The 14,838-nt window shown below is 63.5% G+C and carries 6 protein-coding genes and 8 pseudogenes; 9 read left to right on the top strand and 5 right to left on the bottom strand.

What is annotated here, in order from left to right; translation table 11 throughout:
• Positions 1 to 65: 65 nt before the first annotated feature.
• The 3 genes and pseudogenes from MHEC_RS13925 to MHEC_RS13915 form a co-directional block, all read left to right on the top strand.
• Positions 66 to 851: pseudogene (locus MHEC_RS13925) on the top strand (IS256 family transposase); the annotation flags it as partial.
• 234 nt (positions 852 to 1,085) lie between these two features.
• Positions 1,086 to 2,306 (top strand): IS110 family RNA-guided transposase, encoded by a 1,221-nt coding sequence (locus MHEC_RS13920; protein ID WP_071700283.1) that lies wholly within the window; start codon positions 1,086 to 1,088, stop codon positions 2,304 to 2,306.
• A gap of 83 nt (positions 2,307 to 2,389) precedes the next feature.
• A pseudogene (locus tag MHEC_RS13915) lies at positions 2,390 to 2,857 on the top strand (transposase); the annotation flags it as partial.
• Positions 2,858 to 2,912: 55 nt separating this feature from the next.
• Here the strand turns inward: MHEC_RS13915 and MHEC_RS13910 are convergent.
• Positions 2,913 to 4,403: pseudogene (locus MHEC_RS13910) on the bottom strand (IS1634 family transposase); the annotation flags it as partial.
• A gap of 39 nt (positions 4,404 to 4,442) precedes the next feature.
• On the opposite strand from MHEC_RS13910, the gene MHEC_RS13905 reads away from it, so the two are divergent.
• Together MHEC_RS13905 and MHEC_RS13900 are read left to right on the top strand one after the other, a co-directional pair.
• A complete protein-coding gene (locus MHEC_RS13905; protein ID WP_201399580.1) occupies positions 4,443 to 4,808 on the top strand; it encodes an MreC domain-containing protein in 366 nt (121 codons plus the stop codon).
• 98 nt (positions 4,809 to 4,906) lie between these two features.
• Positions 4,907 to 5,116, top strand: a pseudogene (locus MHEC_RS13900) (transposase); the annotation flags it as partial.
• 173 nt (positions 5,117 to 5,289) lie between these two features.
• On the opposite strand, the gene MHEC_RS13895 reads toward MHEC_RS13900, so the two are convergent.
• Both MHEC_RS13895 and MHEC_RS13890 read right to left on the bottom strand, forming a co-directional pair.
• Positions 5,290 to 6,072, bottom strand: coding sequence for an SDR family NAD(P)-dependent oxidoreductase (locus tag MHEC_RS13895; RefSeq protein WP_048893871.1), 783 nt, complete (start codon positions 6,070 to 6,072; stop codon positions 5,290 to 5,292).
• Between the two features lie 206 nt (positions 6,073 to 6,278).
• Entirely contained in the window at positions 6,279 to 7,268 is a 990-nt protein-coding gene (locus MHEC_RS13890; protein ID WP_048893870.1) for a DUF7065 domain-containing protein, read from the bottom strand.
• A gap of 242 nt (positions 7,269 to 7,510) precedes the next feature.
• On the opposite strand from MHEC_RS13890, the gene MHEC_RS13885 reads away from it, so the two are divergent.
• Positions 7,511 to 8,710 carry an IS110 family RNA-guided transposase gene (locus MHEC_RS13885; protein ID WP_201399571.1) on the top strand — a complete coding sequence of 400 codons (1,200 nt, stop codon included), beginning with the start codon at positions 7,511 to 7,513 and terminating at the stop codon, positions 8,708 to 8,710.
• 133 nt (positions 8,711 to 8,843) lie between these two features.
• Here MHEC_RS13885 and MHEC_RS13880 read toward each other — a convergent pair whose 3' ends face one another.
• Together MHEC_RS13880 and MHEC_RS13875 are read right to left on the bottom strand one after the other, a co-directional pair.
• On the bottom strand, positions 8,844 to 9,728 hold the full coding sequence (locus MHEC_RS13880; protein WP_082170059.1) for a TetR/AcrR family transcriptional regulator: 885 nt from the start codon (positions 9,726 to 9,728) through the stop codon (positions 8,844 to 8,846).
• 292 nt (positions 9,729 to 10,020) lie between these two features.
• A pseudogene (locus MHEC_RS13875) lies at positions 10,021 to 11,417 on the bottom strand (IS1380 family transposase).
• A 280-nt stretch (positions 11,418 to 11,697) separates the two neighbouring features.
• On the opposite strand from MHEC_RS13875, the pseudogene MHEC_RS13870 reads away from it, so the two are divergent.
• From MHEC_RS13870 to MHEC_RS13860, 3 pseudogenes are all read left to right on the top strand, one after another.
• A pseudogene (locus MHEC_RS13870) lies at positions 11,698 to 11,969 on the top strand (transposase); the annotation flags it as partial.
• A 153-nt stretch (positions 11,970 to 12,122) separates the two neighbouring features.
• Positions 12,123 to 13,882, top strand: a pseudogene (locus tag MHEC_RS25050) (IS1634 family transposase).
• Between the two features lie 284 nt (positions 13,883 to 14,166).
• Positions 14,167 to 14,823 (top strand): annotated as a pseudogene (locus MHEC_RS13860) (IS256 family transposase); the annotation flags it as partial.
• Between the last annotated feature and the right edge of the window lie 15 nt (positions 14,824 to 14,838).

The raw sequence follows: 14,838 nt of genomic DNA, 5'->3' as shown, positions 1-14,838 counted from the left end.
AGAAGGAGTGTTTTGTGACGAAGCTCATGGAGTCGGCGGGCAAGGAGATGTCGGCGGCTCGCCGGCTGGCGGAGACGTTTTCGGCCGAGACCCTGGATTCGCTGATCAAGGACGCGGTGAAATCGGGGACCCCGATCGACGGGGCGGACGGTTTGCTGACCGAGTTGACCAAGGCGGTGCTCGAGCGGGCCTTGCAGACCGAAATGACCCACCATTTGGGGTATGAATCCGGTGACCCGGCCGGCCGCGGGTCGGGCAATTCTCGCAATGGGTCTTCACCGAAGACGGTGACCACGGTCAACGGCCCGGTGGATATCGCGGTGCCGCGCGACCGCAACGGCACTTTTGAGCCGGTGATCGTGCCCAAAAGGGCGCGCCGGCTGGGCAACATCAATTCGGTGGTGCTGTCGCTGTATTCGCGCGGCATGACCACCCGCGATATCGAGGCACATCTGGCCGAGGTGTACGGAGCCAAGGTGTCACGAGAATTGATCTCCAATATCACCGAGGTGGTGGTCGATGAGATCAAGGCCTGGCAATCGCGCCCACTCGATGAGGTCTACCCGATCCTGTATATCGACGGGCTGCGGCTGCGCATCGCCGACAACGGGGTGGTGGGCACCAAGGTGGCCTATCTGGCCATCGGCGTGGACCTCGACGGGCGTAAACACGCCCTGGGCTGCTGGATCCAAGACAGCGAGGGCGCACGGTTTTGGCAGAAGGTCATCATCGACCTGCGCAACCGCGGAGTACGCGACATCCTCATCGCCTGCTGCGACGGGCTGACCGGCTTGCCTGATGCGATCCGCTCGATCTTCCCCGATACCGTGATCCAAACCTCATCTATTAACAATGGATCGGCCGGGATGGTCTCGGCGTTCACCTGCACCACCACGGGCAGGGCCCACGCAAACGCGTCACCTTCGAGGTCCACATGCAGACCTGTCCGCCCGTGGTGGCTGCGGGGCGTGGACCGGCCAGCGAGAGCAGCGCCACCGCTGTGGGCGGTGAGTGCCGAGATGAGGTTCCGGGCAGGCCTCGCGATCGCAGGGTGAACCTTTCACATTGAAAGGGATCCAAGTGCAATGAATCAGAGTACTCTGCAACGGCCGAACAGCTTCTGGTGTGGGATCGACTGGGGCGGGCGCTTCCATCACCTGTGTGTGCTGGATGGCACCGGCCAGCAGCTGCTCAGTCGCAAGGTCGCTCACACCGTCGATGGTCTGGCCGTCCTGGTCGGGTTGATTGCTTCGTTCACCGGTGCGGTCCGGATCGCGATCGAGCGGGCCGAAGGGCTACTGGTCGAATATCTCCAGCACCACTGCGATGCCGAAATTTATTGCGTGTCACCGAAAATCTCGGCGCGAGCACGCGAACGCTATCGGATGGCGGCCGCCAAGTCCGACGAATTCGATGCCTATGTGTTGGCCGATACGTTGCGTCACCAGTATGCCCAGTGGCGGCCGTTGGCCGTTCCGTCGCCGCTTCTAGCGGAGCTGACCGCAGTGAGCCGCGATCGTCAACGCATCCTGGATATGCAGGTGGACACCGAGAATCGACTGCGGTCAATCTTGGATGCCTATCATCCGTGCCCGTTGCACCTGTTTTCTGCACTGGACCGGGACATCACCCTGTCCTTCATCCGCAGCTATCCCACTCCCGTGCAGGCGGGCCGGATCACCGCTGCGCGGATGGGCGCGTTCACGTCCCGGCACGGCTACAGTGGCCGGCACAAACCCGAGACACTTGTCGCCCGGATGCAGCCGCATCTGCTATCGGCGAGCGACGGCACCGTTGCTGGCAAAGCGTTGGCGGCCAAAGCATTCACCGAACAACTGGCTCTACTCAACACCCATTTGCGAGCCCATGACAAACGACTGGGCGAACTGCTCGAGGCGCACCCGGACACCCCGATCTTCACCAGTTTCCCCGGCATCGGACCGGTCACCGCCGCCGTGTTGATCTCCGAAATGGGTGAGGAGCGCAGTCGTTTTCCTTCGGCGCCGTCATTGTTGGCAGAGACCGGCTTGGCTCCGGTCACCAAGGTGTCCGGGCGCACACGTCAGGTTCGCTTCCGCTACGCCGCCAACCGGCGGATGCGGCACGCCATCGACTGGTGGATGTTCGTCGCCGTCCGTGAAGACCTCTGGTCGGCCGACATCTACCAACACGCCCGCGCCGCCGGCCAACCACACCATCGTGCCCTGCGTGGCCTGGGCGCCCGCTGGTGTCGCATCTTGTGGCGCTGCTGGCACGACCACAACCCCTACGACCCGGCCATCCACCACCGCGCCACCGCCGCCTAACAACCCCACCCCGCCCCCGCGCTGAGCAAAGTCAGCCAGCCGCGGCGATCAATCATGCCCACGACCCGAGGTTGACAGCGGGAGTCTGTGTCGTGCACCTTCTGAGGAACTCGTTTCGCTACGCCTCCAAGAGGGACTGGGCCGCGATCGCCAAAGACCTCAAGCTGGTCTACACCGCGGCCAGCGAGTCAGCGGCTTTGGACGCGTTCGCCGCGTTCACCGAGACCTGGGGCCAGCGCTACCCGGCCATCATCAAGCTGTGGGAGAACGCCTGGGCCGAGTTCGTTCCCTTCCTGGCCTTCGACAAGGAAATCCGCAGCGTGATCTGCACGACCAACAGCATCGAAAGCCTAAACTCAAGGATCCGCAGGGCGGTCAACGCCCGCGGCCACTTCCCGACCGAGCAGGCCGCGCTCAAGTGCGTCTACCTGGCGATCATGAGCCTTGACCCAACCGGCAAGGGCCGCAAGCGCTGGGTCAACCGATGGAAAGCACCGCTCAACGCCTTCGAGATCGCATTCCCAGGGCGACTAACCCAAGGCCGAAAATAACAGTACAACAACCAGTTACACCGTTAACTTGACAGCCTCGTTCAGGCCGCCTGCTGATTTGGGCGATGGCTTCGCGGAGTTCTTCGGGTAGCGGATCGGCGGCGGTGAGAATCTGTCGGCCGGCTTTGATCTGGGCGGTGCGGTAGCGGCGGGTCGTGCGGACGAATTTCTTGATGCTCCAGCCGGTTTGGCGCTCAATCCAGTGCGTGACGGCCAGAGCGGCGAACACGATGGTCAGGTGCGCTTCGATGGACTCGCGGATGTGGTAGTAGAGCGGTCGGGCTTGCAGGTCGTGTTTGGACATGCGGAATGCCTTCTCGATGCGCCACAGCTGGTGGTAGGCGTCAATGACGAATTCCGGTGATGCGGTAGTGAGGTCGGTGGTGTAGCCCTTCCAGCCCGCCAGCGCCCGGGTCTTGGCCTCCAGCTCCCGGTTCACCGACTTGGTCGCGCCGGACAGCTGGATGTAGCGGTTGCGTTTGACCGGGGCTTTTCCGTCAACTGCGCGCTGGGCTTTGGCGACCTGCTCATCGATCCCACGCAGCGTGCGCCGCGCTCGGTCGTAACGGTATTGGTAGTGGATCACTCGATCGGGAATGCCGCGGGCCTTCTCGGCGCTGGTAGCCGGCCACGGCTGGGTGAGCACCTGCCCGTCGGGGATGGCTTGGTCGAGATGGGCATCGCGCCAACGGCGCACGACGTCGGGCACAAACGGGATTCTCGTGCCCAGGATGAACGACAACCCCGCCGTCTGCAGCGCGATCTGGTTGGCTTCCGAGACCATCCCGGCATCGGCGACGACGGTAACGTCGCTGAGTTGATGGGCGGCTTTGAAGGCGTTGATCACCGGCAGCATCGTGGCGGTCTCGGCCTTGTTGCCCTCGAACGCGGCCACCGTCAGCGCGAAACCGGCCGCGTCGCTGAGCAGCCCGAGAGTGATCTGCGGTTCCAGGCGACGTTCCTTGGAAAAGCCCGGCTCGCGGAACCCATCACCGGCATCGGTCTCGAAATACAGGGTGGACACGTCGAACAACACCAGCGACGCCGGCCCGAGGCCGGCATGGGCTGCGCATGCGCTGGCCAGTGCTTGGCGCCATGACGGTTTGGCATAGGTCGCCAACCGGCGTTTGACCGTGGCATACGACGCTGGGTGAACGCCGACTTCGTTCAGTACCCTCTCGGCGTCGACCTTACTGGTCGGTTCGATGATCCGCGCCAACACCAGATCGCGAAACACGTTGTCGCCCTTGGTAGCCGACTCCAACCCCAGCACCCGGTAGGCAGCGTACAGCGCATCCCACAGGTGGGTCATCTGCGAGGAGACGATCGGTAACGTACCGGGCTCCAGCCCACCAGAAAGCCCGAGATCCAGCTCGGTTTGTCCGGCCGCCAACCGTGTCGCCGCGGCGGCCTTCAGCGCCGCCAACTCGACCTCGTCGTGCGCCGAGCCGATGTGCTCGATCGAACGTGAACCCCGCCGCCAGGACCACACGATCTGCACCGCCGTTGCCCCAGACGCTGTCTTCACAGTGCGTACGAAGGCCACCAGCGCAGCTTATGACCCCGCTTTAGTGTTCAAATTTTGATGAATCCAGCCCCAAGACAGCAGGTCAGCCCGCGGCAGTCTCACCAGAACCCCAAACGTGAGCCAAGTCAGGTCGCCGACGCCGCAGGCGTCTCCCGTTCCTGGCTCTACGCCCAGAACGACGTCAAAGACGAGATCCAGCGCCTGCGCGCACGCAACCAGCCCCGGCCGACCCCAACGATTCCGGCCCGACAACAGGCAAGCGACCAATCCTTGCGCCAGCGCCTCGACATCGCACTATGCCGCAACCGCGAACTCACCGACGAAAACCAGCGGCTACGCCGCCAACTCGCCGTCGTTCTCGGCCAGAACCGCGAGACCCCACCCCAGCCACATCGCAATCGGATAACGATCGGACCATGCTAAACCGCCAGCACACCCCACCCGCACGACCGTCATCGACACCGTCCACAACACGAAACACCAGCTCAGACGACCGCACCTGCACCGGACTCCAGATAACGGTGGAAAGCATCAACGCGCGCATCCGGCGAGCGGTCAATGCCCGTGGGCACTTTCCCACCGACGCGGCCGCGCTGAAATGCGTCTACATGGCGATCATGAGCATCGATCCCACCGGCCGCGGCCGCAAACGCTGGAGCAACCGCTGGAAGGAGGCCTTAAACGCTTTCGACATCACATTTGACGGCCGCCTGTCCGCTGCACGAAAGTAGAACCGACACAACCATTTACACCGTTATCCGTACAGACCCGTGTTTAGGAACGGTGTCAGCACCGCGTCTTGTGGGGCGTCTTCGGTTCGGGCAGCAGGTGCGGCATCAACCGCCGTACCTGCCGCGCTGCGTCGACGCCACTCCTGTCCTGTCGTGCGGGTCAAACCGTGTTGTCAGCGGCTCATCATCATGCCGCCGTCGACGCCAATTGTCTGACCGTGTATGAACTTCGACATGTCGCTGGTCAGAAAGACGTTCAGGTTCGCGGCGTCGTCGACCTCGCCGAGCTTGCCGCCCAATGGAATTGTAGCGGCCTGCCATGCGTCAATCTGTGCGCGTCGTTCGGCATCCATCTCGTCGTACCATTTCTGTGCTAGTTCGGTCATGACACCTGGACACACGACATTGACTCGTACCCGGTACGGAGCCCAGTCCTTGGCGACTGTTCGGCTGAAAGCTACCACGCCACCCTTCGCCGCACTGTAGTTGGCCATTCCGGGCATCCCGCATACGCCGGCGTAGGAGGCGTAGTTGACTATCGCGCCACCGCCGTTGTCCTTGAAATGCCGGAATGCCGCTCCGTTGGTGAACGCCGTTCCCATGACGTGTACTGCGAACTGCTCGTACAACAGTTCCTCAGTCAGATCCTCGGCGGGTCCCTGATGTTCCAGTCCGGCGCTGTTCACTAGAGCATCGAGGCCGCCCATCAAGCTAATCGCCTGGCCGAATGCCGCGTTTACGACGTTCCGTTTCGTGACGTCGCATTGCACGTGCGTGACGGGGCGTTTACCTAATTCATTAGCAGCATCCACCACCGCGGCGACCCGCTCTGCGGTCGGTTCGGCGCGTGACATCGACACAACTTGAGCCCCTTCGCGCGCCATCGCGAGGACCGTGGCTTTTCCGATGCCGGTGATTCCGCCAGTGACAATGATTCGTTTCCCCTCGAGCAACACGGCAATACCTTCAGCTGTCCTAACTAACTGACGTCGGTGACGGTTTGCTTAGGCCTAGGCATGCATTGGTTGAAGCGAGTCGCTCCGCCAAAAGTCATTGCTCTCGGAGCTGGCGAGCGTGGCCGCCGCAGCCTCAGCAAGGCAGCCCTTCGTCGAACCGCCTAGAGCAAGCGCAATTCGGTGTCCGGGATTGAGGTCGCTCCAAGTCATCGCAGGCTCTTCTGGCGGCGAAGTCCGCGGAGAAAGTTTCGTGCTTGGATGCCCGGGAACCACTCGATGGCCTCCCCGTACTGGATCGAGCCATCGTCCAGCGTCCACTCGCACAATGACCAGAACTGCAGGTAACGCGCCCAGGGCACCCATTTCAGGACGTTCTTGCAACGCCCCTCGGCCTGCACCGTGCGTCCGAGGTCGTCGGTGCCTTCGATGACTAGTCGCCACGGCACGCCGTCCGGGCGACGTTCGACGACCTTGCGGCTGCCGGTGACAACAGCGGCGACCTTGTCGTCCTTCTGCAGCCAGCCGGTGATTGCGGGTTCCGTCGTTCCGACGATGGGGTCGACATCTTGTGGTGCGGTGCCCACGTTGTACATCTGGAAGGCGAAGCCTTTGCCGTCGTTGAACCAGGGGAAGTCGCCTCGGGGATTGTCCTTGTAGAACCGCGGTCCCCAGGAGTGGTCGCGGTTAGATCCGCAATCGACGGCGATCTCCTCGCCGTTGATGCGGATCGTTCCGGTGACGCGGCCGCCTTGTTCGTAGTGGTGCGGACCCCACTCCTCGGAGCCGTCCGGGAATCCCGAGTTAGCGACGCCCATGGTCGCGTCGAACCGCAAATCCAGCTGACAGCCGTCGCGGTCGTAGTGCATCGTGAACGCTTTCTGCGGCTCCAGGCAGCGCAGCGTCAGGCCGTTCGGCGTCGCGAAGTCGAACATTTCGGTGTTCGTCGAGGAGTTCAGCGGGGCGAACTCAAACCAATCGTGGTACAGGCAGTCATACATTTCCTCACCACTCGGATCCCAAAGCCCCACACCCGTCATGGAAAAGTTCATGTTCGGACGGTGGTTTATGTAGACGAATCCGCTCAAATCACGCTCGGCGACGTAGAACGGAAACCAGGCACTCTCGTTCCAGAACGGGCTGTCAGTCATCGTGCTGGTGTGGAAATAGTCGTCCTCGGGACGGACAGTATCGACCATCGGGTTGCTCCTTACCTTTCTTGCAGGGTGGTCGTTGCCGTTGGCCGTAGGCTTCGAACTGCCCAGGGGCGTCGGGTATGGCTTTCATGGGTTTGCCGTCGGTGATGGCCGAAGGAGATTGGCCGCCCGGCGTCCCGCGACGACTCGACCGCTAATTGAGAGATGCGATTCGATCGCTGTGTAAGGACACGTCGGCGTGGTCGTCTGCTGGGTCGATTGTTACGGCGATTACGGAGGTGGTTGTGGGGCAGCAGTTGTGGGCTGGTGTCGACGCCGGTAAATCTGATCACTACTGTGTGGTCATCGACGCCGAAGGGCAGCGGCTGCTGGCGCAGCGGGTCGCTAACGACGAAACTGCGCTGCTGGAGTTGATCAGCACGGTCAGCACTGTGGTTGATGGCGCTGAGATCACCTGGGCGATCGATCTCAACGGTGGTGGCGCTGCGGTATTGATTGTTCTGCTGGTCGGGGCCGGGCAGCGGCTGCTGTATATCCCCGGGCGCACCGTCTATCACGCCTCGGGCGGCTACCGCGGCGATGGCAAGACCGACGCCAAAGACGCCGCGATCATTGCCGATCAGGCCCGGATGCGCCGCGACCTGCAGCCGTTGCGACCCGGCGACGAGATCGCGGTGGAACTGCGCATCCTCACCAGCCGGCGCGCTGATTTGGTGGCCGATCGCACCCGGGCGATCAACCGGCTGCGGGCCCAGCTGCTGGAATACTTCCCCGCCCTGGAACGCGCCTTTGACTACAGCACCAGCAAGGCCGCGTTGATTTTGCTTACCGGCTATCAAACGCCTGACGGGCTGCGCCGCGCCGGTGCTGCTGAGCTGGCCGCCTGGTTGCGAAAACGTAAGGCCCGCAATGCCGATGCTGTCGCGTCCAAAGCCCTTGCGGCCGCTAACGCCCAGCACACCATCGTGCCCGGACAACACCTGGCTGCCACCGTGGTGGCTCGCCTGGCTAAGGAGGTGATGGCCCTCGACATCGAAATCGACGACACCGAGACGATGATCGAGGAGCGATTTCGCCGCCACCGCCACGCTGAAATCATCTTGAGCATGCCCGGCTTCGGTGTCGTGCTCGGCGCCGAGTTCCTCGCCGCCACCGGCGGCGACATATGCGGCTTCGACTCCGTCGACCGCCTCGCCGGCGTGTCCGGACTGGCCCCGGTACCCCGCGACTCCGGGCGCATCAGCGGCAACCTCAAACGCCCCCGCCGCTACCACCGCCGCCTGCTGCGCGCCTGCTACCTGTCCGCCCAAATCGCCATCCGCACCGACGCCGCCTCGCGCACCTACTACGACCGCAAAAGATCCGAAGGCAAAACCCACACCCAAGCCGTCCTCGCTTTGGCGCGCCGCCGCCTCAACGTGGTATGGGCCATGCTCCGCGACGGCACGGCATACCAGCCCGCACCTACCGCCGCGGCGGCTTGACAACTTCATTGAGAATCTCCTTGTTGTGTTGGGATAGCTCGCGCCGAAGCGCTGACTGATTCGGTTAGCTGTGGGAGCGCCTTAGCGCGCCACGGGAATCGCACATCGGGGCGCGCCCGTCAGACGGCGGGGCTCACGGCGGACGCGACACGTCCCCGAGCTTTTTGAACTTGTTGACGTACTGAGCGAGCGTGAACTCCGCGCTCGCGGCACGGCGTTCTGCTGCAACTACTCGTTCGTGCAGCGCGAGCAGCACCTGCGCCGATACCGGCGCGTCGGCTGGAACGTCAGCGAGTGCTTCGTCCGGCGGCGAAATGCCGTGCAGCACGAGTTCGACCATCGCCTCGCTGACCTGGTCTGGTGTGGCCTGCACAGCACCAACCCCCAGCACCGGGTCGAGCAGGGCGAGCCCTAATACCATGCCGAGCACGACGAAGATCGTCGTTGAGCGGTCGACTCGCAGTCCCCTCCGGGCGCCCTCCAACTCCAGCTGCGGGACAAGTTGCGCCAGAACCTCGCCGAGACCCAACGGCCAGGCCGCATTGTCGTAGTCGCCATCCGTGTCACCTTCCGGCAGCAATGCACGGGCCTGGACCAGGGCCATCGCGAGTTCGCGGTGCTCACGCAGCAGGGCGTAGAGCGGATCGATGAAGGCCACGACCAGCTCCCGCAGGGAAACCGGCTCATCGATCTGCGCCTCCCACGTTTTCAAGTACGACGAGATCACCTCGCCGAACGGCACCAGCACCGCCGCGCGAAACAGACCCGCCTTGGATCCGTAACGGCGATAGAGAAGCGGCACGTGCACGCCCGCCAGTCCGGCAATCTCTCGTATCGTAGTCGCGGCATAGCCCTGAAAGGCGAACAACCTACGCGCCGCATCGAAGATGACCTGCTCGACCTCTTGCGGGGAGCGACGGGCACGAACCGATCCCTGAGTGCCGGTACGCTTGCCTTGCAGGGCCTGTTCTGCAGACATTTCACGCTTCCCTCTTTGCTGCCGCATCGGGCCGGTCACATCCGGGTGCCTTGTTACCTCGCACACCAAGGTAACAGTTGTTATCTTGCTGTGTCTAGTGGATATCGGCCGTTATCTTGCGTGAGCATCCAAATAATGGGTATTTAGCCTGAATCCACCGATGAAACTGGCGTGACGATTTGCGACCGGATTGTCAAATGTTGAGCTGAAGCTGCTGGATGAGGACGCGCGTCAGCTGCTGGCCTCGTCTGCCAGCTTGTCCTGTTTCTGGTTGGGCACTTGGAGCGGGGCGGTCGGTTTGGGTGGGCGATGTCAGAGCGCGGTGGGTGTGTCAGGCTGCTAGGGCCGGTGGTGCGCGGTGGGTGGCGTGAAAGGCGTTGAGCCAAGCGTGTTCCCAGGGCCAATGCCGGGGCAGGTGCCAGGTGATATTGCCGCGTCCGGCCCGGGCGGACCGTGCGGCGACGTTGATCAGCTGGGTGCGGATGGTGGCGCTGCGGGCCAGGGTGTGCTCGGGCGAGGCCAGCACGCCCAGGGTCCGGGTAAGCGCGTGGGCGGTGGCGGCCAGTTGCAGCCAGGCAGCGTTGGCGTTAAACCGGCCAGACGGTAGGTGGGCCAACGGCCCGTCAAGCAGGTCGGCGAAGACCTGTTCGACGATGGCATGCCCACGGTGCTGGGATTCGGCCTGCACCAGTTCGAATGGGCTGTCGGTGAAGACCGCGTGATAGCGGTAGGCGGCGAACAGCTCACCCTGGTTTTCGGCGGCGGCGCGCGGGTTACGTTCGCGCACCCGGCGCACAATCAACCGCCCGTGGGTGGCATGCGCTGGGGTAGAGGTGAACGCGGTGTAGGGGATCTCGGCGATTTCGGCGTCGGAAATCCATTGCCCGCTGCTCTCATCGAACACTGCGTTGGGGTAGTTGATGGGAATCCAGGCGGTCTGGTCGATGTCGGCGATGGTGCAGCGGATCTTGGGATCCATGCGCACGGTGACCGAGAAATGCGCCCCGTTGCGGCGGCAGGCCGCCACGAATGCCCCGCTGTAGAAGGCCGAGTCGCCGCGCACCACGATCAGCCCGCTGATCCCCGCCGCACGGGCGGTGGTGATCGCCTCGGCCACCAGCGTGGCTGCGCCGCGGGCAGAGGCGGCGTTGCCGCCGCGCAGCCTCGTCGTGGTGATCACCGGCGCCGCCAGCGGGGTACACACGGTGGCGATCAGCGCGTTAAGCCCGCGCACGGTCAGCGATTTGGACGCGATCTTGGCATGCCCGAACGCCGCGCCCTGCTTGTCGGGCCCATACACCCGCTTCTGGGTCGAATCTAGGTCGATGAACGCCAGCTCTTCGCCACCGGCCAGCAGCGGGGCATGCTTGGCGAGTTCGGCGACTACACGGCGGTGCACCGCGGCCAGCTGGCGCACATTGCCGTGGTTAAACGCACGCAGAAACGACCCCAGCGTGGACGGGGCGCGGATCCCACCGAAGGTGCCCGGGATCGCACCGTGGCGAAGCAGCTCCATCCCGTCAATGTCATCGGCACCGGCGATCATCCCCGCGATCAGCGAACCGACCTTCACACCACCTCGGCGTCGAGCCGAACATGATGGGCGGCAAGCTTTTCCAGCCCAACCAGCTCGGCCAGCCGCATCGCGGGCACCAGCCCGGCATGCGACACGAGATTCGGGTCATCGAAGCTGGCGCGAGTCTTGCCCGCAGCATGCAACAATCGCATTTACGAGGTGCCCTTTCTTCTGGGTCATCAGAGGGTCAGCAACTCCGATAATCCCAGGTCAAAGGGCACTTCTGCTGTTACGACACACTCACGGCAAGAATTCCGTCGGTGGATTAAGGCTTAGAAATCGTCTTCGCACGACGGACGGAATCCCGTACGGGCCGGCACATCCTGAACCGCCCCGGGATGTCCGGAGACTCCACTTCTTGGGAGGGTTGGAGTCGTGTCAGCGAATTCGTCGAGGAGGTACCCGCCGGAGTTGCGGGAGCGGGCAGTGCGGATGGTCGCCGAGATCCGCGATCAGCATGAGACGGAGTGGGCAGCCATGCGCGCGGTGGCCGAGTTGCTCGGTGTCGGGACCACCGAGACCGTGCGCAAATGGGTGCGCCAGGCTGAGATCGATGCCGGGGCGCGTCCGGGAGTATCGACCGAGGAGTCCGCTGAGCTCAAGAGGCTGAAGCGGGAGAACGCAGGACTCAAGCGCGCCAATGCAATTCTGAAGACTGCGTCGGCTTTCTTCGCGGCCGAGCTGGACCGGCCACACCACTAGTCCGAAGTTGCGGCAAGTGAGGTAGACGGAATCTACGGCTGAGCTCAGATTCTGTCGGTTTGCGGATTGATAATGTAGCCAGTGAATATCGTGTGTCGATTCACAATATGCTTGAGTTGATCTATTACCATTGAGTGGTGGCGAAGCCAGCGCGGATGCACGTAGCCCGAACACCGAGCAAGTATGTGGACAAGGCGGGCAACGTTCGCCGCTATGAGTCGGTCCTGGTGCGCCGCACCTATCGAGACGGCAAGAAAGTCCGCCACGAGACGCTGGCGAACCTGTCCAAGCTGCCCGCCGACGTGATCGCCGCGGTTGAGGGCACGCTCAAGGGCCAGGTGCTGGTGCCGGCCGGGTCTGAGTTCACGATCACCCGGTCACTGCCGCATGGGGATGTGGCGGCGGTAGCTGCGATGGCCCGCCAGTTGGGGTTTCCGGCGTTGTTGGGGCCGGCGTGCCGGTCGAGGGATCTGGTGTTCGCGCTGATCATCTCCCGGGTGATCCAACCGGCCTCCAAGCTGTCCACGCTGGCCTCGTGGGCCGATTCCACCGTGGGGGTCGATCTGGATGTGGCCACCGCATCCACCGACGAGATCTACGCTGCGATGGACTGGCTGGCCGACCGGCAAGACACGATCGAAAAGAAGCTGGCTGCCAAACACTTAGGGCCACAGGCTAATCCCTCGCGGATGGCGTTGTTTGATCTGACCAGTGCCCGGATGACCGGACGGTGTTGCGAGCTGGCCTCGCGCGGGTATTCGAGGGACGGTAAAAAAGGCTACCGCAAATCGAATACGGCATCCTCACCGATCCAGCCGGCCGCCCGGTGGCGGTGCGGGTGTTTGCCGGTAACACCGCCGACCCGGTCGCCTTCACCGACATCGTCGAGGTGGTGCGCACCCAATTCGGGCTTGATCGGTTGGTGCTGGTCGGTGATCGCGGCATGATCACCTCCGCGCGTATCGACGCAATCCGTGAACTCAATGACAACCCAGACACCGCAACTGGTTTCGGATGGCTCACCGCGCTGCGCGCCCCCCAGATCGCCGTGCTGGCCGCCGATGACGGGCCGCTGCAGATGAGCTTGTTCGATACCCAGGACCTCGCCGAAATCACCCACCCCGACTATCCCGGCGAACGGCTCATCGCCTGCCGCAACCCCGCCCTGGCCGCCCAACGCGCCCGCAAACGCGCCGCCCTGCTGGCCGCCACCGAGATCGACCTGGGCGCCATCGCCGAACGGGTGGCTGCCGGCCGGCTGACCGGAGCCGGCCGCATCGGGGAAGCCGTCGGCAAAATCATCGATAAATACAAGATGGGCAAGCACTTTGAGCGCACCATCACCGACACCAGCCTCACCTACCACCGCAACCAGGCCGGCATCGACACCGAAACCGCCCTCGATGGCATCTACGTGCTACGCACCAGCGTGCCCGCCACCGACCTCAACGCCCCAGGCGTGGTCGTCGGCTACAAGAACTTGGCCCACGTCGAACGCGACTTCCGCAGCATCAAAACCGACGACCTCGACCTACGACCCATCCGCCACCGGCTCACCGAACGGGTCAAAGCCCACGTGTTGATCTGCATGCTGGCCTGCTATGTGACCTGGCACCTGCGCCAGGCCTGGGCGCCGCTGACCTTCACCGACGAACACCCACCCCTACGCGACAACCCCGTCGCACCGGCCCAACGCTCCCAAGCTGCCCAAACCAAAGCCGCCACCCGCCACGCCCCCGACGGCACCGCGCTGCGCAGCTTCCGCGGCCTGCTCACCCACCTGGCGACCCTGACCCGCAACGACATTCGCTACCACGGCACCAACACCACCGTGCCCACCCTGGCCGAATCCACCCCCGAACAGCGCCGCGCCTTCGAACTCATCAAGACCCCCATCCCCCTCCAAGTGGCGTAGCCAGAACAACCGACCCGACAAATCAACAAAACACCAGCTCAATCAGTAAATCCGACCGACAAACCGCCGCAACTTCGGACTAGTCTGTCGATTCATCGCCGATCATCAGGGCCGCCGCGACGGTCCTGATGGTTTGCGGTGGGGTGTCCAGTCGATTTGTGCCGGGTTGGTTGGGGCGTGTCATTCCATCTGTGTAAGTCCGGGGTGGTCCATCATCGGACCGCCGTTCGGGCGGACAGAAGGAGTGTTTTGTGACGAAGCTCATGGAGTCGGCGGGCAAGGAGATGTCGGCGGCTCGCCGGCTGGCGGAGACGTTTTCGGCCGAGACCCTGGATTCGCTGATCAAGGACGCGGTGAAATCGGGGACCCCGATCGACGGGGCGGACGGTTTGCTGACCGAGTTGACCAAGGCGGTGCTCGAGCGGGCCTTGCAGACCGAAATGACCCACCATTTGGGGTATGAATCCGGTGACCCGGCCGGCCGCGGGTCGGGCAATTCTCGCAATGGGTCTTCACCGAAGACGGTGACCACGGTCAACGGCCCGGTGGATATCGTGGTGCCGCGCGACCGCAACGGCACTTTTGAGCCGGTGATCGTGCCCAAAAGGGCGCGCCGGCTGGGCAACATCAATTCGGTGGTGCTGTCGCTGTATTCGCGCGGCATGACCACCCGCGATATCGAGGCGCATCTGGCCGAGGTGTACGGAGCCAAGGTGTCACGAGAATTGATCTCCAATATCACCGAGGTGGTGGTCGATGAGATCAAGGCCTGGCAATCGCGCCCACTCGATGAGGTCTACCCGATCCTGTATATCGACGGGCTGCGGCTGCGCATCGCCGACAACGGGGTGGTGGGCACCAAGGTGGCCTATCTGGCCATCGGCGTGGACCTCGACGGGCGTAAACACGCCCTGGGCTGCTGGATCCAAGACAGCGAGGGATATGGAACGAGCACA

It is taken from the genome of Mycobacterium heckeshornense (genome assembly GCF_016592155.1).
Classification (GTDB): Bacteria; Actinomycetota; Actinomycetes; order Mycobacteriales; family Mycobacteriaceae; genus Mycobacterium; species Mycobacterium heckeshornense.
This window is presented reverse-complemented; position numbering and strand designations above follow the sequence as displayed.

Bases quoted from the DNA above. Each gene is read 5' to 3' on its own strand.
- MHEC_RS13920 (WP_071700283.1), top strand. From the start codon at position 1,086: ATGAATCAGAGTACTCTGCAACGGCCGAACAGCTTCTGGTGTGGGATC.
- MHEC_RS13905 (WP_201399580.1), top strand. From the start codon at position 4,443: ATGAATCCAGCCCCAAGACAGCAGGTCAGCCCGCGGCAGTCTCACCAG.
- MHEC_RS13890 (WP_048893870.1), bottom strand. From the start codon at position 7,268: ATGGTCGATACTGTCCGTCCCGAGGACGACTATTTCCACACCAGCACG.